Consider the following 18,944-nt stretch of genomic DNA (forward strand, 5'->3'; position numbering starts at 1 on the left):
CGACCGGGCTGGAACGAATGAAGGGCGCATCCGATATCCGGGTGCGCCCTTCGTGCGTCGCGCCGCGAGGAGCGGTACAGCGCTACGGGCTGACGATGACCGTGCCGTCCATGCCCGGGTGCAAGGTGCACTTGAACGGAAAGACACCGACGGCCGGAAACGAGCGGGCCACGATGACGCTGCTGGTGACGTTGATGTCGGCTGGTGAGCCGGCGAGTCGCGGGTCCCAGATCACGTCGTGGGCCAACGGCGGGAACACGAAGCGCACGGTGCCTCCCAGCTTCACCACCGTTTCCGTGGGGCTGAACACCAGCCCCGGCATGAACACGTCGGCGGTGGTCGGGGCGTTGGGAATGCCCGTCACGATCAACGGGATACTCCCGGTTCTCGGTGCGGCGCCGTCGGCGACCGACGCCTGTAGATTGACCGTGCCCACGCCGACGCCTGTGACGACACCGGCGGCGTTGATCGTGGCGATCGCGGGGTTGCTGGAGCTCCACGTGACCACGCGTGTCCCGAGGGCCGCCGGGCCTCCCAGCGCGTCGCGGCCGCTGACGGTGGCCTGGGTGAGCTGGCCGAGCTGAATAGTGAGATCCTGCGCACTCACCACGACGGTGGCCAGCACACCCGCCGCCGACGTGACCGTGACATCGAGCGTACCGCTGACCGACCCCACGGTCGCCCGGATCGTGGCGGAACCAGGGGCGACACCGGTCACGAGCCCTGACGCGTTCACGGTGGCGACGCCCGGCGCCGTCGAACTCCACGCCGGCTGTGCGCTGCCCACCACGGCACCGCTCGCGGTGCGCGCCGCGGCGGATACCTGCACGGTTTGCTGCAACGTGAGCGCGGTCGTGGCGGCCGACAGCTCGAGCCGCGCGACCACCACGGCGGGCGGCGGCGGCGTGACATCCATCGATTTGTCATCACATGCTGCCAGCAGCGCGATACCGGCGAACGCGATCCTGCGGGTGTACGTCTTCAGGCGCGAACTCATCGCGGCGTCCGCGGCGCCGGCGCATCAGGGCGACCGCCCGGATGCCAGCTGGGCTTGGGGCCGTCCGACAGCAGGCGCACCGCCTTCGTGGTGGCCGAGATGACTTGGACCATGTGTTCAATGTTCACGATCGACGCCTCATCCTTCGGAGAATGGTACGGAGTCACGAGATTGTACGAGGAGAGCGAATGCGCCGGGATACCGATGCGTGCAAACGCCACATTGTCGCTGCGCGAGAAGAAGTTCTGCCCCGGCCGCGGGTCAGGCACGAGCGGAATGCCGTTGTCCGCCAGCAGGTCACCCAACGTGGACCGTTCGTAGCCGGTCAGCCACGCCTTGCCGAAACCACCGGCGAGCGAATCGACATGCGCGATCATTTCCACGTTGAGATCGACTACCGTGTGCTCGAGAGGCAACAATGGGTGGCGGATGTACCAGCTGGTGCCGAACCCGCCCACCTCTTCACCGGTGATCGACATGAACAGAATCGTGCGCTTGGGGCGTGACCCCTTCATGAGCGCCTTGGCCATCTCGATGAGCGCGACGTTCCCCGAGGCATCGTCATCGGCCCCGTTGTTGATCGAGTCCCCATCGACCGGCTCGCGGATGCCGATGTGATCGTAGTGGGCGGTCACCAGCACCACTTCGTCGCGCAGCACCGGGTCGCTGCCGCGGATCATGGCCGCCACGTTCGACGTACGCAGACGCTGCTCGGCGGGGAGCGAATCCCAGGCCGCCCATGAGGCAACGGGGGCAGGACGCGTACGCCCCGGGGCATTAGCCGGCCCCTGCGCGATTCGCAGCGGAATGTGCTGACGGAAGGTGCCCGAGTCTCCCGCGGGGGTCAGACCGGCCGCGCGATACTGCTGCTCGAGCCACACGGCGGCGCGCTCCTGTCCGCGCGACCCGGTCATGCGTCCTTCCATCGAGTCGGCGGCGAGGATGCCGATGTTGCGCTTCACCGACGCCGCGTCGATGCGATCGACCGGCATCCTGGCCGCGGCCACCGACGGCATCGCGGTGCGTTCGCGCGGCTCGGCCACGAGGGCGAGCCACTGCCCGTTCGGACTCACCGCCAATCGCGTGATATTCGCGAGATGGGCGAACGCCAGATCGCCGAGCGACATCCACGCCGTGGTGCCACGGCGCCACCGCATGAGCTGCGTGCCACTCCCCACGACCAGCGTGGTACTGTCCACCCAGGCCACGTCCTCACTGCCCTTCGGCAGCGCGACCAGCGTATCGACGCGCCGCGAGACGGGATCGAGTTGCATCACGTACCACGCGGCCCCACCCTTTTGCACGTAGCTCACGTGCGCGGTGCCGGGAATACGATGCAGCGACCGTCCTACATTGCTGGCGATGACCTCGCCGGTCGTCTGTTCGCGTCCGGCACCCGAGCGGGCCAGCTGCAGCGTGGCCGGTGATCCCAACACGAACATGACCCACGTGCTGTCGTCGGCCTGCGCGAAGTACCCAACGGGCTTGATGGCCGGAAAGAGCACCGTCGGTGCCGCGCCGTCCGTCGGAAACTGGGCCAGCCGCTGCGTGGAGTCGGCCTCCACCCGGATCACCGTGACCGACTTACCGTCGAGCGTCGGCATGGCCGAGTACTCACTCTCCGGCTTCGTGGCACGCAGCGGTGCGGTGAGTCCCGTGCTGAAATCGTGGCGATAGATGTCGCTCTGACCATCGCCGCGATTCGAGGTGAAGTACAACGCGCGCGAGTCCTTCTGGAACGCTGGCTGATTGTCGTAGCCGGCGCGGCGCGACACGTTGGCCGGCACGCCGATCTTGAGCGCATCACCACGTCCCACCAGCGGCAGCAGATACACATCGGGGTCGGCCGGTGCCGGGCGGGACGAGGCGACCTGTGCGATCGCGGCGGATGGTGCCACCGACGCAAGCCCGAGCAGCAGCATCGGGACGAGGAACCCACGGCGAAACGGAGCAACAGTGGTCATTCGCGTCAACGGGAGAGGAGTGCGCGCAGGACGGATCGGGGAGCAACGGCGGAAAGCTACGGACTGGCCGTTGCGTCCGCATAGCGCGAGCGGCTAGCGTCCGTCACACTATGGGGCCTTCTTCGCATCGCTCGGGGTTCGTCCGTCGGCTGTTTCACTCGGGGCGACGTGGCCTGTGGCTGGTCGCGCTTGGCGCGGCGCTGCCCACACTGGCAGCCTGCCGCGACTCCGGCCCGACTGTGGTGCCGCCGTCCCCCCCACCCGGGCCGGCGATCCGGAGCCTGACGGCGTCGCCCGCCTCGCTCAACCTGCAGGCGGGTCAGCAGCGCGTCATCGAGCTGGTTGCCCGCGACAGCGCCGGAAAGCTGGTCGCCAACCCGGCCGTCACGTGGCGCAGCGATGCGCCCGCTACGGCCGCAGTGGACGCCGCGGGGGTCATCCGTGCGGTGGCGCCGGGCACGGCGCGAGTCACGGCCACGGTGGGCGCGCTGAGCGCGGTCGTGCAGGTTGGCGTGAGCGGTTCGACCCCGGGCGTTGTCGAGTGGCGGATCGCGCGTCCGGGGTTCTCCGATATCACGATCCTCGGGCTCTGGGACGATGGCGCGGGAAGCAGTTATGCCGTAGGACAGGGCGGCATCATGCTGCGGTCGCGTTCAAACGGCCCGTGGGAAGTGATTTCGCTGAACACCACGGAAACGCTGACTGGTGTGTGGGGCTCGTCGCCGACGGATATCTGGATCGTCGGGGCCGGCGGCGTGCTGTACCACGGCGACGGCGTGCGCTTCGCGGCGGTGTCGAGCGGGACGACCGCGACGCTGCTGGAAGTCTGGGGACTCGCCGCCAATGATGTGTTCATTGCCGGCGACCGCGGCACCATCCTGCATTTCGACGGCACCACGTGGACGGCGCAGCCCACGCCGGTCACCGAGGACCTCTGGGGGATCTGGGGGGCGAACGCGACGAACGTCTTCGTGGTCGGCAATAACGGCGTGATCCTGCGCTGGAACGGCACGAGCTGGCAGCGGATGGCCACCCCGAATGCGAACCCGCTGTTCGACGTGTGGGGGACGAGCGTGGGGAACGTGTTCGCGGTCGGCATCTCCGGCACCATCCTCCGCTTCGACGGCGTGCAGTGGAGCCCGGTGACCGCGCCGGGGCGGGCCAATCTCTTTGCGATGCGCGGTCGCGCGTTCAACGATGTGTACGCCGTTGGCAACGGCGGGACGACGTATCACTTCGACGGCACCACCTGGCGGGCGCTGTCGATCGGCTCGGGACAGAACCTGCGGGCCATCGCCCCGCGCGGTGACGGCACGTTGCGACTCGCCGGCTGGTGGGGCACGGTGATCACACTACGTGGCACCGGCGCAGCGGCCACGGCCACCACGGAGCTGTCCGACCCCGCCCTGCTCTCGGCGTACGGGGCCGGCGGCGGTGCGATGTTCGCCGTCGGCTTCGGCGGCACCGTGTTTCGTCGCGCCGGTATTGTGTGGCGGCAGGAGCCGGTCCCTTCGGTGAACGATCTCTACGGCATCAGCGGGAACGGTGCGACCGACATCGTTGCGGTGGGCGACACCGGTTCGGTACTCCGCTACGACGGCACCACGTGGGTGCGCGAGTCGGCGCCCACCACGGGGCTCCTGCGGGCCGTGTGGAGCGGCGGTGGGCAGCACGTGATCGTGGGGGAACGCGGGACGATTCTCCGCTCCAACGGCTCTGGCTGGTCGCCACAACAAAGCGGGACGCAACAATTCCTGCGCGGCGTGTGGGGTACCGATCCGGCCAACGTGTATGCGGTGGGAGACGGCGGTACCGTGCTTCGTTTCGACGGGGGCCGGTGGCAGTCATTGATCGTGCCGTCCACCAGTCGGCTGCGCGCGGTGTGGGGGACGAGCGCGAATGATGTGTTCGTGGTAGGCGATTCGGGCACCGCGCTGCGCTACGATGGCGTGGCGTGGGAGCGGTTCCCCGCCCCGACCACTCGCGACCTTCGCACGCTCTGGGGGCGTAGCCCGACCGAAGTGTACGCCGCGGGCGACAGTGGCACGGTGCTGCGATTCACCGGCGCGGGGTGGCAGACCCTCACCACCCCGGCGCGCGGATTCATCTACGCGATGTTCGGCATCCCCGGCACCGCCGGGCTCGCGCTCGTCGGTGAAGGGGCGCGCATCGTGGAAGGTCAGCCGTAGGCGCGACGCTCAGCGCGACTCGCGATACAGCTGAATGTGGCGCACGTGGTGATCGCCGTGCCACGCATACAGCCCCACGAGCTGATCGATGGTCATGGGGCCGTTCTCCGGATGCAGCAGCGTGCGCGCGAAGTGCGCCGGTTCGAGCGACTGCAGCACCGCCACGAGCCGTTCATGAATCGCGGTGAACATCGCAAGCGACACGAGCGGCGACACGAGTTCGCTGTCGGCGAGCGCAACCCAGGCGTCCTGGTCGTACGGCTTGATCGTGGGCTCGTGCTCGGTCAGCGCCAGCTTCACGCGGATATACGCGTTGGCATGGCTGTCCGCCATGTGATGCACGAGCTGCCGCACCGTCCAGCCACCGGCGCGATACGGCGCCGCATAATCGTCCGCGTGGAGACCGCTCATGGCCGCCGCGAGATTGGCGGGCTGCGCCGCGATCCGCGCGATATGCTCGGCGCGCTGTTCGGCGGAGAACTCAGCCTGTCGTTGAAAGCGACCGATCGGGAAGCGCTGTGCGTCGTGAGCGACGTCAGGTGTGCCGGACATAGCGGGACTCCGGGGAAAGGCGGAAATGGACACGGCACGTGCCGACCGTGGACAGGAGGGAGGCGAGCACCGGTGTGGTGCGCCCCTACGGCGTGTCGGTACCGGGCACGATCGTTGGGGCGCCCTGCTCCTGCCAGCCACGCCATCCACCGATCACGGAATGCACGTTGGTATATCCCATCTGCTGCAGCGAGTCAGCCGAGAGGATGGAGCGAAAGCCGCCGCCGCAGTACAGGTACAGCGGCGTGGACGGGTCAGGCACGAGCTTCTCGATGTCACGCTCAATCACACCGCGCGCCACGTGGATCGCCGCCGTCGCATGACCAGCGTTCCATTCACGGTCTTCGCGCACGTCGATCAGGACGGCGGCGGGGTTGGCCTGAAGCGTAGCGAGCGTGTCGGGGATCGACACTTCGTGCACGTGGGGGCGACGGCCCTCGACGTGGGCGAGAAATCCGGGGGAATGGTCCATCCTGCAAGCTGGCCTCGTACCTTCCGCATATCCAGCGCCGACCATACACTTTTGTTCGCGCCACCCGGGGCTGCATCGCCCGGACGACCACGCCGGCCGCATCGTATTCCGATATATCCGCCTCTGGGAGCTGCCATAATGGGAACGAAGGGACGCCTGTCAATCATGATGTTCCTCCAGTACTTCGTCTGGGGATCATGGTTCGTCACCATGGGCACGTATCTCGGCCAAACGCTGCACTTCACGGACACGCAAATTGGCGCGGCCTACGGCGCAACGGCCATCGCGGCCATCGTGTCGCCGTTTTTCATGGGCATCGTGGCCGACCGGTTCTTCGCCAGCGAGAAGTTGCTCGCGGCACTGCACCTCATCGGCGCCGTGCTCATGTATCTCATGTCGCAGCAAACCGAGTGGAGCAGCTTCTACCCGATGCTGCTGGCGTATGCGTTCTGCTACATGCCCACGCTGTCGCTCACCAACTCGATCTCGCTGCACAATGTGAAGGATTCCACGCGCGACTTCCCGATCATCCGCGTGTTCGGCACCGTGGGGTGGATCGTGTCCTCGGGCATTCTGGTGGGCTTCGTGCTGCACGCCGACAAGCTCGCGGTGCCGATGCAGATCTCGGCCGCCGGATCGATCGCGCTGGGCCTGTTCGCATTCATGCTGCCGCATACGCCGCCGCGCGCGGCCGGTGCGCCGTTCAGCATGCGTGACGCCATCGGCCTCGACGCCTTGCAGCTGCTGAAGCGCCCCGACTTCGTGATTTTCGTGCTCGGCTCGTTCCTGTTGTGCGTCCCGCTGCAGTTTTATTACGCGTTCGCCAACCCGTTCATGAACGAGATCGGCGTGCCGAACGCCGCGGGCATCATGTCCTTCGGTCAGGCATCGGAAGTGGGGTTCATGCTCCTCCTGCCCTTTGCGCTGCGGAAGCTCGGCATCAAGTGGATCATGCTGATCGGCATGCTGGCGTGGGGGGTGCGCTACTTCGCCTTCAGCCGTGGCGACGCGGGCGCAGGCATGTGGCTCATCTACGCGGGCATCCTGCTGCATGGCGTGTGCTACGACTTCTTCTTCGTGGCCGGCCAGATCTACACCGACGAAGTGGCGGGTCCGAAGGTGCGGGCGGCTGCTCAGGGTTTCCTCAACCTCGTGACGAACGGGGTAGGCTACTTCGTGGGCGCGTCGGTCTCGGGCAGTGTCGTGAACCGCTATGCCAGCAGTACGGCCGGTGCGGCCACGCACGACTGGCTGCAGGTGTGGCAGGTGGCCGCGATCGGGGCCGTGGCGGTGTTCGCGGTGTTTCTGTTGCTCTTCCGTCCGTCCGCCAGTGTCGATCGCGCGGCGGCGGCCGCACACTGAGGGCCGCGTATGACTCCGCTACCGTTGGTGGAAGCGTGCTGCGATTCGGTGCAGACAGCACGCGCGGCACAGCAATTCGGTGCCGGCCGGGTGGAATTGTGCGGTCCGGGAGATGGCGGCACGACACCGTCGCTTGGCTTGATCGCGCGCTGCCGGGATGAGCTCACCATCCCGCTGCATGTGATGATCCGTCCACACACTCACAGCTTCTCGTACGACGAAGACGACATGGACGTGATGTGCAACGACATCATTGCCGCGAAGGCGCTGGGGGTGAACGGCGTCGTGTTCGGGCCGCTGCACGGCGACCACACGATCGACACCCGGCAGGTTGCCGAGCTGGCAGCCCTCTCCCGCCCGATGAAGGTGACGTTCCATCGGGCATTCGATCGCACGCCGGACGCGCTCGAGGCGCTGGAGCAGCTGCTGACGCTCGACGTGGACTACATCCTCACGTCGGGACACAGCCGCACCGCCCTGGACGGCGCGTCCCGGTTGCAGGCGTTGCAGGCGCACGCGGGCGACCGGCTGGTCGTGCTGGCCGGTGGAACCGTACGCGCCGAGAACGTACAGCGCCTCATCGAGCAGAGCCACGTGCGTGAGGTGCACGCGCGTGGCACCGATCCCACGATCGTTCGCGACGTCGTGCAGGCATTGGCCACCCATTAGCCGAAGGAACGACATGCGTCATCTGATTCTGGCGGCGCTGCTGGCGCTGCCCACGGCCGCCCACGCGATGCCCGCCGACAGCAGCACGTACGCAATCATTCCGCGTCCGGTCGTGCTCACACCGCGAAGTGGCACCTTCACGCTCACGGCCCGTACGGTGGTGCATGCCGACCCGGCATTCACCACCGTGGCGCGTCGGTTCGCGCGGGATGTGGCCAATCCCACCGGCTTTGATCTCACGGTCGTGCGTCGCGCCACGGCGGGCAGCGCCGCCTCTGGAGGCATCGCCTTGGTTCGCACGCCGACCCTTGGCCCCGAGGCGTACACGCTCGACGTGTCGGCCACGGGCGTGGTGATCAAGGCCAGCGAACCGGCCGGCGCCTTCTACGGGCTCGAAACGCTCAAGCAGCTGCTGCCGGTCGCCATCTACCGCGACGCTCCTCTGGGCAACACCACGTGGCGCGCCGCCGCCGTGCACGTGGAAGATGCGCCGCGCTTCGCGTGGCGTGGGTCGCATCTCGACGTCGCGCGTCACTTCGAGTCGAAGGAATTCGTCAAGAAGTACATCAACCTGCTCGCGCGTCACAAGATGAATCGCTTTCACTGGCACCTCACCGAAGACCAGGGATGGCGCATCGAGATCAAGAAGTATCCGTTGCTGACCGAGCTTGGCTCCTGCCGGGAGCAGACGCTGATTGGTCCGTACATCACGAATCCCAAGCCAAGCAACTTCGACGGCAAGCGGCATTGTGGCTTCTACACGCAGGATGATGTGCGCGAAGTGGTGGCGTACGCCGCCGAGCGGATGATCACGGTGGTGCCGGAGATCGAAATGCCGGGGCATTCGCAAGCGGCGATTCACGCCTACCCGCGCCTCTCCAGCCGGCCCGACTCGAGCCCCGGCGTGCTGCAGGTGTGGGGCGTGAGCGATTTCATTTTGAACCCCACCGACAGCACGGTGGCGTTCATGCAGGATGTGCTGACCGAGGTACTCGCCCTCTTCCCGGGCCCGTACATCCACATCGGCGGCGACGAAGCGGGCAAGGCGCAGTGGAAGGCGAACCCGCAGATTCAGGCGCGCATCAAGGCGCTCGGCCTCAAGGACGAGCACGAAATGCAGAGCTGGTTCATCCGGCAGATGGACACGTTCCTCACGGCGCGCGGCCGACGCATGATCGGCTGGGACGAGATCCTCGAGGGCGGTCTCGCCGAGAACGCGACAGTGATGTCATGGCGCGGCATGGACGGCGGCATTGCGGCCGCCAAGGCCAACCACGATGTCGTGATGGCGCCGGGCAGTCACACGTACTTCGATCATTACCAGTCGCGCGACAAGGCCACGGAGCCGCTGGCCATTGGTGGCTTCACGCCGATCGACAGTGTGTACGCCTTCGAGCCGGTGCCGCCGCAACTCACCGCCACCGAAGCGAAGCATGTGCTCGGTGCGCAGGCGCAGCTGTGGTCCGAGTACATTCCCAACGCCAAGCACATGGAGTACATGGCGTATCCACGCATGGTCGCCTTGTCGGAGGTACTGTGGAGTGCGAAGACGCGACGGGACTTCGCAGACTTCAGAGGGCGCCTGCCCACGCACCTCGCGCGGCTGGACGCCCTCGATGTGAACTACCGAAAGTAGACTACCGCGGCTTCCACGTGCCCTGGGCTACCTGCGGCACAAACTTGTCGATGTGGCGGGGCGGGAATTCGATGGTCTTTCCCTGCTCCGCGCTCATGTATGCGGTCATGAGCAGCTTCACCACATCGAGTCCGTCATGCCACGTGAGCGCCGGCTTCTCCTTGCCGAGGAACGCGCGCACGAAGTGGCGGTCTTCCGCCTCGTAGCCGTAGGCGATCGCTTCGTTGACCACCACGGGCATCTGCCCCGACTCGGCCATCTGCTTTTCCACAATGTCCTCGCCCGTCTTGCCCTTCACGGCGCGCGAGAAGAACAGGTCGAGCCCCGAGTCGAGCGAGTTCCACTTCATCGAGTACTCGGGGCCGAGCAACTCGGCACTGAGACGCAGGCCGGGTCCGACGAAGCTCCAGCTGGTGGTGGCTTCACCGATGGCCATGCCGCCATCGGGCGTTTCAAATTCGATGGTGACGCTGGCGAAGTCTTCGGACGGCTTCTTGAGATAGTCGACGCCCATCGTCTTCTTGAGCTGCGCCGCGTACTCCTTGCGCGACCACTTGAGCGAGGCGATGTGACCGGTCACGCGCTTGGGCACGAGCGTGGTGAGCGACTCGCCCGGCGGCGTGAGCAGCTGTCGCACCACGAGCACCGAGTGGCACATCATATCGTTCAGCACCCCACCGCCCTGCTGCTCGCCGTTCCAGAACCACGGCATATGCGGACCGCTGTGCTCTTCGGCGGCGCGGGCCAGATACGGACGGCCCGTATTGGCGGCGCCACGCTTCCAGATGAGGTTGTGGCCGACGCTCACCTGCGGCGAGAAGTACTGATTCTCGAGATAGCCGTGCATGATGCCGGCCTTCTCCACGAGCTTGAGAATGTGCTTCGCTTCGGCCACCGTGCGCCCCAGCGGCTTCTCACAGGCGATGCCCTTGAGCGTGGCCTTGCCCGACGTGACCGCCGCGCACACCTCTTCGACATTCTCGATACGCGCATGATTCGGCCCATTCAACCAGATCGCGTCGATGTCGGGGTCGCACACCATATCGGTGATGGACTTGTAGGCCTTGCAGTGTCCGACATCGAGCTCACGGGCGTACTTCGCGGCCGAGGCGGCGTTCTTCGCGTTGGGGCTCCACACGCCGAGCACGTCGGCATCCCGCACCTGCCGAAAGCCCTGCATATGGAAACGTGTGTTGAAACCGGATCCGATGAATCCGATACCGAGACGGGGAGAAGCCATGACGTTGCGCGTGGAGTGAGAGTTAAGTGGTGCGCGCGCGCTGCCGTTCCTGTTCGACGAGCAGCCGACGGAGAATCTTACCTGACGGCGACTTCGGAATCGCGTCGACGAACTCGACCTGACGCACTTTTTTGTACGACGAAACGCGTTCGGCGACGAACGCCATGACCTCGTCGGCGGTGAGCGGCGCACGCAGCACGACGAAGGCTTTCGGGATCTCCCCGGCGTCGGGATCGGGCACGGGAATCACAGCGACGTCGGCCACGGCAGGATTCCCGAGCAGCAACGCTTCGAGTTCCGCCGGCGCGACCTGCATGCCTTTGTACTTGATGAGCTCTTTCACGCGATCGACGATCTTGTACCAGCCGAGTTCATCCACGACGGCGACATCGCCGGTCTTGAACCAGCCGTCTTCCGTGATACACGCGGCCGTCGCCTCAGGCTTGTTGAAGTAGCCTTTCATCACCTGCGGGCCGCGTATCCACAGTTCGCCGCGTTCGCCAGGCGCGCAGTCATCGCCCGTGGCGGGATCGACCAGGCGACATTCGGTGTTCGGCGCCGCCGGTCCCACCGAATCGAGCACGACGCGACGGTCGTCCATGGGATGGAAGTGCGTGACGGGGCTCGTCTCGGTGAGCCCGTACCCCTGCCGCACCCTGAGCCCGAGACGTTCCTGGCAGGCCGTGGCGAGCTCGGCCCCGAGCGGCGCCGCCCCGCTGAACAGGTACTTGAGCGACGACAAGTCGAAATTCGCCACGAGCGGATGCTTTGCCAGCGCCACCAGAATCGGCGGCACGATGTTGGCCATGCGAATCTTGTGGTCCTGGAGCACTTTCAGCACCTGCTCGAGGTCGAAGCGCGGGAGGGACACGATGCAGGCGCCCTCTCGTAGCGCGCCGCCCATCACCACGACCATACCGTAGATATGAAAGAACGGCAGCACCCCCAGCGCGCGGCTGTTGCTGTCGATCACCTCGGTGATCGCCTGCATCTGCTGCAGATTGGCCACGAGGTTGCGATGCGTGAGCATCACGCCCTTCGGGATGCCCGAGGTACCGCTGGAGTACGGCAGCGCGGCCACATCCGTGACCGGGTCGATCTCTACCACGGGTGGCGTGTTGCCGTGCGCGAACAGCTCCCGGAACGGCGTTGCGCCGTCGGCCTCGCCGAACACGATGATCTCCCGCACGGTGCTGGCGAGCCGCGCGGCGGCCGCGCACTTCTCGAACAGTTCGGGGATGGTGACGATCAGTACCGCTTCGCTGTCGGCGAACTGCGCGCCGATTTCTTCCGCGGTCGCGATCGGATTGACGGTGGACGCGATCGCGCCGATCGAGACCGCCGCGTAGAACACCACCGGAAAGTCGGGAAGGTTGGGACTTACGATCCCGACCACGTCGCCCTTCCGGATGCCACGCGCGTGTAGTCCAGCCGCGACATGCCGTACGGCATCGTCGAGCTGCGCATAGGTATAGGTCTTTCCCGAGACACCGCAGGTGATCGCGGGATGATCGGGGAACTCCGCCACGCGCCCGAGCACGAACGGCACGAGGGGCATGTCGGGAATGTCGACGTCTGGATGCGGACTGCGGAGAATCTTGGCTTCGTGCATGAATGGCTCCGACAGGCGGGGGGACGGAGGTGCGTGTGACGAAGCTACAGCCTCACGCGGCGACCACAAGCCAACCGTGCCCTTTACGGATGCCACTGATATCGGCCGCCGGGTTGCCGTCGATGATCACGAGGTCGGCCAGCATGCCGACGGTGAATCGCGTCATGGCCCGATGCATCACTCAGTACCGGAGCATGGCGGCGGCACTGGCCCTGATCGACGCCAGCGGATCGGCCGGCTGATCGTGTTCGATAAACCAGTGCTTGAGACCGAGCGCGCGGCCCTTGGCCAGCAGCGTCTTGAAGTCGATGGTGCCAGCGCCCACATCGAGCATCGTCCGCTCGGGTGCGGCACTCGCATCCTTCACATGGCAGCAGATCACGCGCCCCTTGTGCGCCGTCATGATCTCCAGCGGGTCGCGTCCCGCCTTCACCGCCCAGTACATATCGAGCTCGAGCTTCACGAGCGACGCGTCGGTGTTCGCCGTGAGAATCTCGTAGCCGGTCGTGTCCCCGACCGGCGCGAACTCGAAGTCGTGGTTGTGATACGCAAACTGCAGCCCCGCCGCCTTTGCCTGCTGGGCGCCGGTGTTGAGGCGTTCAGCCAGCTTCATCCAGTTGTCGCGCGTGCCCCGATACATCGGGCCCACGAACGGCACGATCACGATGTCGTGGCCCACGCCCTTCGCCCGATCGAGAATGGCGGACCAGCCGTCATCGGTGAGGGGGAGCGCTTCGTGGGTCGCCGGTGCCGTGAGGTGGTGCGTTTTGAGTAGTGCTGACCACCAGGCGGGCGTCTTGTTGTAGTAGCCGGCGAACTCGAGCTCCGTGATGCCCGCCGCCGCCACGGCCGCGATCGTCCCCTCGAGATCCTTCGACAACGCCGTTCGCACGGTGTACAACTGCAGCCCAATGCGGTCGATGCGGCGAGGCACGTTCGCGTGAGACGACGACGCCGTTGCCAACGCCGGCAAGACGGTGCTGCCGGCCACACCGGCAGCGAGCAGTCGCAAGGCCTCGCGACGCGAGAGCGGCGACCCGCTGGCAGCAGACGGTTCCATGATCAGAGTGCTCCGTTGGCGAGATGCGTCAGGGTGTCTCCCGTGACGCGGTACACGGTCCATTCATCCTGCGGGCGCGCGCCCAACTTCTCGTAAAACCCGATGGCGTCGACGTTCCAATCGAGCACCGACCACTCGAGACGTCCGCAATCGCGCGTCACCGCCTGCTGCGCGAGATACTGCAGCAGCGCCTTGCCGATTCCATGGCCGCGATACGCCGGACGCACGAACAGATCCTCGAGATAGATCCCGGGGCGCGCGAGAAACGTCGAGAAGTTGTGAAAGAAGAGCGCAAAACCGGCCGACGCGCCATGCCACTCGGCGATCACGACCTCGGCATACGGTCGCGCCCCGAACAGCGCCGCGTCGAGCAACGCGTCGGTCGCGATGCACTCGTGACGCAGCTTCTCGTAGTCGGCCAATCCTTCGATGAGCTCCCGGATCACGGGAACGTCAGCCTGAACAGCGGCGCGGAGTACCAACGACATGGGGCGCGACTCCGTCAGTCCGAGGTGGCCGGGGGCAGCGCCAGACGCGCCGAGATCCGTGCGATACGCTGGCGATTCACGCCGAGATCGCTGCGCCCAACGCGCGAGGCCGACCGAAAGTGGTACACGTGCGCCACGGGATCGACCACGATGTCGACATCATCGACAAAGCGGAACAGGAAGCTTCGGCATTCGGCGTGCAGATGACCGTCGCGCTCGATGGTGACCGTCGTGCGGGGTTCGGCCAGCAGCGCCGACTTGGCGCGTGCGAGCGCCGCCGCCGGCGCATCACGGAACGGCACCGTTGGTACGCGCTGCGATGCACGCGTCGCTTCGGTGGACACGCAATTCGGCGTATCGGGACAGGGGGGCAACATCGGGTCGGCACCGGTATGCAGAGAGGGAGGCCACGCCATCGTCACGAGGGAGGTCACGAGCGAGGCCAGCAGGAGGGGGCGCATCATCGCTTGACGAAGGTCCACGTGCGGGTGGCGCGTGTGAGGATCGCATCGTACTCACGCGTCCGCACCCGCACCTCCGGGAGCACATCGATGGCAAGATGGGCCAACATCAACTCCGTGAGCAGAGGGATGCGCACCTCGCTGCTCTCCAGGGTGTACGTCGTGCCGCCCACCGGGATGGAGACGACGCGCATCTTCGGCGTACTCGACGCGTGTCCGAGCTCGCGCATACCGTCACGCGACATCTGGATCAGCGAGTCGCCGCCGATCACCGCGCGCTCGGGGCTGTTCGCCGAGGGCACGAACCACACTTCGGTGAAGTTCTTTTGTGACAGGGTGACCGGCACGAACTGGCCGAGCCCGTTGCCCGGCGCGGTGGCGGCCAGCCCGCGCAGCAACGCGCGCGCGGTGCCGCTGGCCATCGCCGTATCGACCGGATCGCGCACGACCATGCCACTGCGCGTGTTGGGGGTCGGTCCCGGATTGCGGAGCGCGAACTGCACCTTCACGCGCATGCCCGGCGGCCCGTCGATGAGTTCGCCGAAGATGCCGCGCCATTCGTTGTTCTGCTTGATGCAGGTGAGCGACCAGCCGCGCTCCACGCCGCCGAGCGCGCCGGCGCGCAGCGCATTCACGGTGCCCTCGAGGCAGCGCAGATAGCCGAGCACATCCACCGCGCGAGACTCGCGTTCGGCGAAGAGCCCTTCGAAGGTGGTGGGCACCTTCGTGAACTCGGGCAGCTTCTGCGCGGGTGGCTGAGGCGCCGCTGCGGCGTTGGCCTGTGCGCCACCCGTGGCGCCGCGCGTGGTCTGGGCGGGCAGCACCGACGTCGCGGCACAGGCGGCACTCAACGCGAGCGCCTCGACGAATCGACGAACGGCGGGAATCATGACCGCAGGCTGGGGGGTCAGCATCTGCGGAGCAATCTAGCCGCGTCCACCGGTCACCGTTGCCCTCCATTGCGGGCCGTGCAGCACGCGAGCCGGCGCCGGATTGTCATCGAGGGCCGCGGCGACGACCGCGCGGCCGCTGAGGGCCCCGATCACATTGCCAGTCCCCGAGTATCCCCCCAGCGCCCAGACACCCTCACGGACCTGCTCCAGGACCGGCAGGCCACTTTCCGTGTAGCCGGCGCAGGCGGCCCAGCGGTGCGTAATGGGAGCCGACACGCCCAGATGGGTGCGAACGAACGCTTCGAGCAACTCCTGCACCGGCGCCATGGGGCGGGCGTCGAGGCTCCACTCCCCCGGTCCGCCCTGATCGCGGAAGCCGCCGATCGTGAGTGATCCGGAGGGCAACTGTTGCCAGTACTCGTAGCCCTCGCGGTAATACATCGGGCACGGCACCGTGATTTCGGTGGTCGGCGCGGTGGCCAGCATCTGCAGACGCGCCGTCCGCACGCGCCCGGTCAATTCCGGCAGGATCACCTCGAGCCGCCCATCGATGGCGACGATCACGCGCCGACAGTGCACCGTCCCCTCGGCGGTCTCCACGCGCGTGCCCTGCACCGCGGTCACCGGCGAGTGCCCGTAGAGTTGTGCGCCCGCCTGCGCGGCCTTCCGCGCCAGCACGCGACAACGGGCGAGCGGATTGAACGACGCGTCCTCGGGAAAAGTGAGCCCCACCCCATCGGCCGCCTCGTACCACTCGCAGGCGAGTCCGTCGGCCTGCATGGCCTCCATCTGCGCTCGGCAATCACCGACTTCCCATTCGTCGGCAGCGATGCGGCGCGACCCCACGAAGCGCACGGTGGCCGGGGCCGCCTCGGCGATGCGCTGCATCTCCACGAGCGTGGCGTGATAGATCGCCAATGCGCGGTCGCGACCATGCTTGCGCACGGCGTCATGGTAGAAGTCGTATGCACCGGCCAGCAGGAAGCCGCCGTTGCGACCCGCCGCGCCGGCGGCCACGTCGCTGGCGTCGAGCCCGACCACCGCTTCACCGCGGGCCAGCAGCTCCTCGATCACCGTGAGACCGCTCCCACCGAGGCCGATCACACAGGTACCCGTGGTCACGGTGCCCTGCAGCGACGGGAAGGCGGTCCAGAAGCCGTCGTCCCAGACGGGCTGGTTCTCAGTGGTCTCGGTCGTCATGACGTACCTCAATGGCGCGTGTCGTGCGAAGACGCAGGAGCGATACGGTACACGCCGTTGCGCTCTCCCAGCAATCCCACCGCCGCATCGATGAGCGGATCACGGACACTGTCGTTGCGTTCCGGCTCCCAGCGCATGGCCGCGTGCGGGACAGTGCGCTGGTGGGACTACAGACCGGCGATGCCCTTGGCGACCTGGCGCACCAGCACGGCCAGCTCCGGAGAACTCTGGAGCGACTGAAAGAAGAGCCGCTGGAAGGTGTCCCCCTCGGCGTCGGCCTTGAGCAACCCGAGCGACTGCTCGAACAGTGTGTTCGCCTCGACGGTCCCCAGTGGCTGCTTCTTGTCCGACGTCCGCTCGTCGATCAGGAGTACCATCTGACCCATCGGGCGCAACCAATCGAACCAGGGATCGTTGATGACGAGCTGCAGGAAGACGCTGTTGTTGGCGATCCGGCCATGCTGCTTCTCGTAGCGGTTGCGCTCGGCTTCGAGCAGGCCGCGATGCACCCGGAGCAGGTCGTTCCGCACGGTGTCGAGCCGCCGGAGGTCGGTCGCGGTGGCCACGGGCACCTCGATGTGCGACGGCGGCCGGTCGTGAGCGAAATCGGAAGGCTGGTCGGTCATGCGAATCCTGGAAGGCGCCCGCGGGCGCGCGTGAGACGGTGTGGGCTTTCTGAAAGATATCGCCACCACTTCGCCGGTGTCGGCGCCCCCGCGATACTTCCGGCATGCTCATCGACCACGCTCCCGCTCCGCGCCGTCCTCGGGCCGTCGGGCACTCGCTCACGACGCTCGTCCTGGTCCTGTGCGCGATCGGACCGCGCGCCACCACGGCGCAATCCACGACACCCTGGCGGACTATTCGTCAGGACCATCTGTGGCTGGCGACGTTCGTCGATCAGCCGATCACGTCGCGCTGGGCGTTTCTCGGCGACGTGCAATGGCGTCGCACCGACGCGGGCCGGAATCCTCAGCAGTTGCTCACCCGCGGGTCGATCACGTATCGCCTGACCCCGGGGTTTCGGCTGGGCGCGGGCGTCAACTACGTCGCCACGGCGCCCTATGGCGAGCTGCCGTCGGCGCGCCCGCTGCGTGACCGACAGATCTTTTACATCGCGCAGATCAACCAGAAGCTTGGTGGCACCGACGTGATGCAGCGCTACCGGTTCGAGAACCGCTGGCTGGCCGATGTACTCGCCGATGCGTCGGGCCAGGATTCCCTGAGCGCTTCACGCTTTGCGCTGCGCGCGCGCTACCAGCTGCGCGGGTCGCGGCCGCTGGGCGGGCTCACGCTCCGCACGCAGCCGGTAATCGGGATCATGCAGAACGAGCTGTTCGTGGGACTCTCGCGCACCGATCGCGGGGTGGCGGTCGACCAGAACCGTTTTTCGTTCGGGGCAGGATTGCCGCTGACAACCACCAAGCGCCTCGACGTACTCTGGCTGCAGCAGTGGATCCCCGTGTCGCGCGCCCGCGCCAGCGAGAACAATCGCACGCTCTGGATCGTGCTGAATCACACGGGGAGAGCGCGGTAGGTCTCGCCGGGGGAGTGTTTCGGCGATGCGTTGCATTACGGATGGGGGGCGCGTAGCATGGCTGAGGGCGTCGCTCCGGCCGATGCGGTGGCGACCCACAGATTGACATCCGACCGCCCACCCGAGGCAGCCCACTGATGCGCATCCTTCCCGTTGCTGCGCGACGCTCCGCGTTACTGGCACGAATCCTGACGGCTGGGATGTTCCTGCCGCTTGCCGCGGTCTCCGCGCAAAACCGGGGACCGAAGACCGCCGACGCCAAGCCGGCAGAGCCCAACCCGCTGGCCGACGAAGGCTATGTCACACCGCCGCCGTCGATTGCGCGCTTGGTCGCGGCGCCGCGCGAGCAGAATGTGAACTTCACGGCGCCCAATCCCGGCAGTCGGCAGTTCTTCCTGCGCACCGTCGGAGACGGGCTCCCCTCGTTGCGAAACGTGGGCAAGGAGCACCACAATCTGGGCGGCTTCCAGGTGGACTATCGCGGCAACCGCGATCGCGCGCTGACGATGCGCAGCAGCGCCGGCTTCGAGATCACCGAGTGGGCGAGCGGCCGCAAGATTTCGGTGCTGATCCCTGCGGGCGCGCGCGTAAGCAGCCCGGTATAGTCACCCG

18 protein-coding genes are annotated in these 18,944 nt (G+C 66.7%); 6 read left to right on the forward strand and 12 right to left on the reverse strand.

Going from position 1 to position 18,944, the window contains the following annotated elements; translation table 11 throughout:
- Positions 1–82: 82 nt before the first annotated feature.
- Entirely contained in the window at positions 83–997 is a 915-nt protein-coding gene (locus ACIRA7_RS01560; protein ID WP_396219030.1) for an Ig-like domain-containing protein, read from the reverse strand.
- Entirely contained in the window at positions 994–2,961 is a 1,968-nt protein-coding gene (locus tag ACIRA7_RS01565; RefSeq protein WP_396219031.1) for a M28 family peptidase, read from the reverse strand. The genes ACIRA7_RS01560 and ACIRA7_RS01565 overlap by 4 nt, the downstream gene beginning before the upstream one ends.
- Before the next feature lie 110 nt (positions 2,962–3,071).
- Here ACIRA7_RS01565 and ACIRA7_RS01570 point away from each other — a divergent pair, with 110 nt between their 5' ends.
- Positions 3,072–5,150, forward strand: coding sequence for a WD40/YVTN/BNR-like repeat-containing protein (locus tag ACIRA7_RS01570; protein WP_396219032.1), 2,079 nt, complete (start codon positions 3,072–3,074; stop codon positions 5,148–5,150).
- A gap of 9 nt (positions 5,151–5,159) precedes the next feature.
- Here the strand turns inward: ACIRA7_RS01570 and ACIRA7_RS01575 are convergent, their stop codons facing one another.
- Together ACIRA7_RS01575 and ACIRA7_RS01580 are read right to left on the reverse strand one after the other, a co-directional pair.
- Entirely contained in the window at positions 5,160–5,702 is a 543-nt protein-coding gene (locus ACIRA7_RS01575; RefSeq protein WP_396219033.1) for a YfiT family bacillithiol transferase, read from the reverse strand.
- An 85-nt stretch (positions 5,703–5,787) separates the two neighbouring features.
- Positions 5,788–6,174 carry a rhodanese-like domain-containing protein gene (locus ACIRA7_RS01580; RefSeq protein ID WP_396219034.1) on the reverse strand — a complete coding sequence of 129 codons (387 nt, stop codon included), beginning with the start codon at positions 6,172–6,174 and terminating at the stop codon, positions 5,788–5,790.
- A 138-nt stretch (positions 6,175–6,312) separates the two neighbouring features.
- Here ACIRA7_RS01580 and ACIRA7_RS01585 point away from each other — a divergent pair, with 138 nt between their 5' ends.
- Genes ACIRA7_RS01585 through ACIRA7_RS01595 form a run of 3 tightly spaced genes read left to right on the forward strand, consistent with a single transcriptional unit; the run spans position 6,313 to position 9,841 of the window.
- A complete protein-coding gene (locus ACIRA7_RS01585; protein ID WP_396219035.1) occupies positions 6,313–7,536 on the forward strand; it encodes a nucleoside permease in 1,224 nt (407 codons plus the stop codon).
- A 9-nt stretch (positions 7,537–7,545) separates the two neighbouring features.
- Positions 7,546–8,205, forward strand: coding sequence for a copper homeostasis protein CutC (locus ACIRA7_RS01590; RefSeq protein ID WP_396219036.1), 660 nt, complete (start codon positions 7,546–7,548; stop codon positions 8,203–8,205).
- A gap of 13 nt (positions 8,206–8,218) precedes the next feature.
- The gene (locus ACIRA7_RS01595) at positions 8,219–9,841 is read left to right on the forward strand and encodes a beta-N-acetylhexosaminidase (protein WP_396219037.1); all 1,623 of its coding nucleotides are present in this window, start codon (positions 8,219–8,221) and stop codon (positions 9,839–9,841) included.
- Position 9,842: 1 nt separating this feature from the next.
- On the opposite strand, the gene ACIRA7_RS01600 is transcribed toward ACIRA7_RS01595, so the two are convergent.
- From ACIRA7_RS01600 to ACIRA7_RS01635, 8 genes are all read right to left on the reverse strand, one after another.
- Positions 9,843–11,081 (reverse strand): Gfo/Idh/MocA family protein, encoded by a 1,239-nt coding sequence (locus tag ACIRA7_RS01600; RefSeq protein WP_396219038.1) that lies wholly within the window; start codon positions 11,079–11,081, stop codon positions 9,843–9,845.
- A gap of 22 nt (positions 11,082–11,103) precedes the next feature.
- Positions 11,104–12,693, reverse strand: coding sequence for a 4-coumarate--CoA ligase family protein (locus ACIRA7_RS01605; RefSeq protein WP_396219039.1), 1,590 nt, complete (start codon positions 12,691–12,693; stop codon positions 11,104–11,106).
- A 181-nt stretch (positions 12,694–12,874) separates the two neighbouring features.
- Positions 12,875–13,753 (reverse strand): sugar phosphate isomerase/epimerase family protein, encoded by an 879-nt coding sequence (locus ACIRA7_RS01610; RefSeq protein WP_396219040.1) that lies wholly within the window; start codon positions 13,751–13,753, stop codon positions 12,875–12,877.
- 2 nt (positions 13,754–13,755) lie between these two features.
- Positions 13,756–14,241: a GNAT family N-acetyltransferase gene (locus ACIRA7_RS01615; protein ID WP_396219041.1), complete on the reverse strand. Its 486-nt coding sequence runs from the start codon at positions 14,239–14,241 to the stop codon at positions 13,756–13,758.
- A 14-nt stretch (positions 14,242–14,255) separates the two neighbouring features.
- The gene (locus ACIRA7_RS01620; protein WP_396219042.1) at positions 14,256–14,705 is read right to left on the reverse strand and encodes a DUF1499 domain-containing protein; all 450 of its coding nucleotides are present in this window, start codon (positions 14,703–14,705) and stop codon (positions 14,256–14,258) included.
- Positions 14,702–15,616 carry a hypothetical protein gene (locus tag ACIRA7_RS01625; RefSeq protein ID WP_396219043.1) on the reverse strand — a complete coding sequence of 305 codons (915 nt, stop codon included), beginning with the start codon at positions 15,614–15,616 and terminating at the stop codon, positions 14,702–14,704. The genes ACIRA7_RS01620 and ACIRA7_RS01625 overlap by 4 nt, the downstream gene beginning before the upstream one ends.
- Before the next feature lie 12 nt (positions 15,617–15,628).
- Positions 15,629–16,795: an NAD(P)/FAD-dependent oxidoreductase gene (locus ACIRA7_RS01630; RefSeq protein ID WP_396219044.1), complete on the reverse strand. Its 1,167-nt coding sequence runs from the start codon at positions 16,793–16,795 to the stop codon at positions 15,629–15,631.
- A 167-nt stretch (positions 16,796–16,962) separates the two neighbouring features.
- Entirely contained in the window at positions 16,963–17,421 is a 459-nt protein-coding gene (locus ACIRA7_RS01635) for a hypothetical protein (RefSeq protein WP_396219045.1), read from the reverse strand.
- 104 nt (positions 17,422–17,525) lie between these two features.
- On the opposite strand from ACIRA7_RS01635, the gene ACIRA7_RS01640 reads away from it, so the two are divergent.
- Positions 17,526–18,332: a DUF2490 domain-containing protein gene (locus ACIRA7_RS01640; protein ID WP_396219046.1), complete on the forward strand. Its 807-nt coding sequence runs from the start codon at positions 17,526–17,528 to the stop codon at positions 18,330–18,332.
- 137 nt (positions 18,333–18,469) lie between these two features.
- Positions 18,470–18,937 (forward strand): hypothetical protein, encoded by a 468-nt coding sequence (locus tag ACIRA7_RS01645; RefSeq protein WP_396219047.1) that lies wholly within the window; start codon positions 18,470–18,472, stop codon positions 18,935–18,937.
- The last annotated feature ends 7 nt before the right edge of the window (positions 18,938–18,944 follow it).

Source organism: Gemmatimonas sp. (assembly GCF_044376735.1).
In the GTDB taxonomy this organism is placed as follows: domain Bacteria; phylum Gemmatimonadota; class Gemmatimonadetes; order Gemmatimonadales; family Gemmatimonadaceae; genus Gemmatimonas.

What these genes read in the sequence shown, in the direction of transcription:
- ACIRA7_RS01560 (WP_396219030.1), bottom strand. Translation starts at nt 997, where the DNA reads ATGAGTTCGCGCCTGAAGACGTACACCCGCAGGATCGCGTTCGCCGGT.
- ACIRA7_RS01565 (WP_396219031.1), bottom strand. Translation starts at nt 2,961, where the DNA reads ATGACCACTGTTGCTCCGTTTCGCCGTGGGTTCCTCGTCCCGATGCTG.
- ACIRA7_RS01570 (WP_396219032.1), top strand. Translation starts at nt 3,072, where the DNA reads ATGGGGCCTTCTTCGCATCGCTCGGGGTTCGTCCGTCGGCTGTTTCAC.
- ACIRA7_RS01575 (WP_396219033.1), bottom strand. Translation starts at nt 5,702, where the DNA reads ATGTCCGGCACACCTGACGTCGCTCACGACGCACAGCGCTTCCCGATC.
- ACIRA7_RS01580 (WP_396219034.1), bottom strand. Translation starts at nt 6,174, where the DNA reads ATGGACCATTCCCCCGGATTTCTCGCCCACGTCGAGGGCCGTCGCCCC.
- ACIRA7_RS01585 (WP_396219035.1), top strand. Translation starts at nt 6,313, where the DNA reads ATGGGAACGAAGGGACGCCTGTCAATCATGATGTTCCTCCAGTACTTC.
- ACIRA7_RS01590 (WP_396219036.1), top strand. Translation starts at nt 7,546, where the DNA reads ATGACTCCGCTACCGTTGGTGGAAGCGTGCTGCGATTCGGTGCAGACA.
- ACIRA7_RS01595 (WP_396219037.1), top strand. Translation starts at nt 8,219, where the DNA reads ATGCGTCATCTGATTCTGGCGGCGCTGCTGGCGCTGCCCACGGCCGCC.
- ACIRA7_RS01600 (WP_396219038.1), bottom strand. Translation starts at nt 11,081, where the DNA reads ATGGCTTCTCCCCGTCTCGGTATCGGATTCATCGGATCCGGTTTCAAC.
- ACIRA7_RS01605 (WP_396219039.1), bottom strand. Translation starts at nt 12,693, where the DNA reads ATGCACGAAGCCAAGATTCTCCGCAGTCCGCATCCAGACGTCGACATT.
- ACIRA7_RS01610 (WP_396219040.1), bottom strand. Translation starts at nt 13,753, where the DNA reads ATGGAACCGTCTGCTGCCAGCGGGTCGCCGCTCTCGCGTCGCGAGGCC.
- ACIRA7_RS01615 (WP_396219041.1), bottom strand. Translation starts at nt 14,241, where the DNA reads ATGTCGTTGGTACTCCGCGCCGCTGTTCAGGCTGACGTTCCCGTGATC.
- ACIRA7_RS01620 (WP_396219042.1), bottom strand. Translation starts at nt 14,705, where the DNA reads ATGATGCGCCCCCTCCTGCTGGCCTCGCTCGTGACCTCCCTCGTGACG.
- ACIRA7_RS01625 (WP_396219043.1), bottom strand. Translation starts at nt 15,616, where the DNA reads ATGCTGACCCCCCAGCCTGCGGTCATGATTCCCGCCGTTCGTCGATTC.
- ACIRA7_RS01630 (WP_396219044.1), bottom strand. Translation starts at nt 16,795, where the DNA reads ATGACGACCGAGACCACTGAGAACCAGCCCGTCTGGGACGACGGCTTC.
- ACIRA7_RS01635 (WP_396219045.1), bottom strand. Translation starts at nt 17,421, where the DNA reads ATGACCGACCAGCCTTCCGATTTCGCTCACGACCGGCCGCCGTCGCAC.
- ACIRA7_RS01640 (WP_396219046.1), top strand. Translation starts at nt 17,526, where the DNA reads ATGCTCATCGACCACGCTCCCGCTCCGCGCCGTCCTCGGGCCGTCGGG.
- ACIRA7_RS01645 (WP_396219047.1), top strand. Translation starts at nt 18,470, where the DNA reads ATGCGCATCCTTCCCGTTGCTGCGCGACGCTCCGCGTTACTGGCACGA.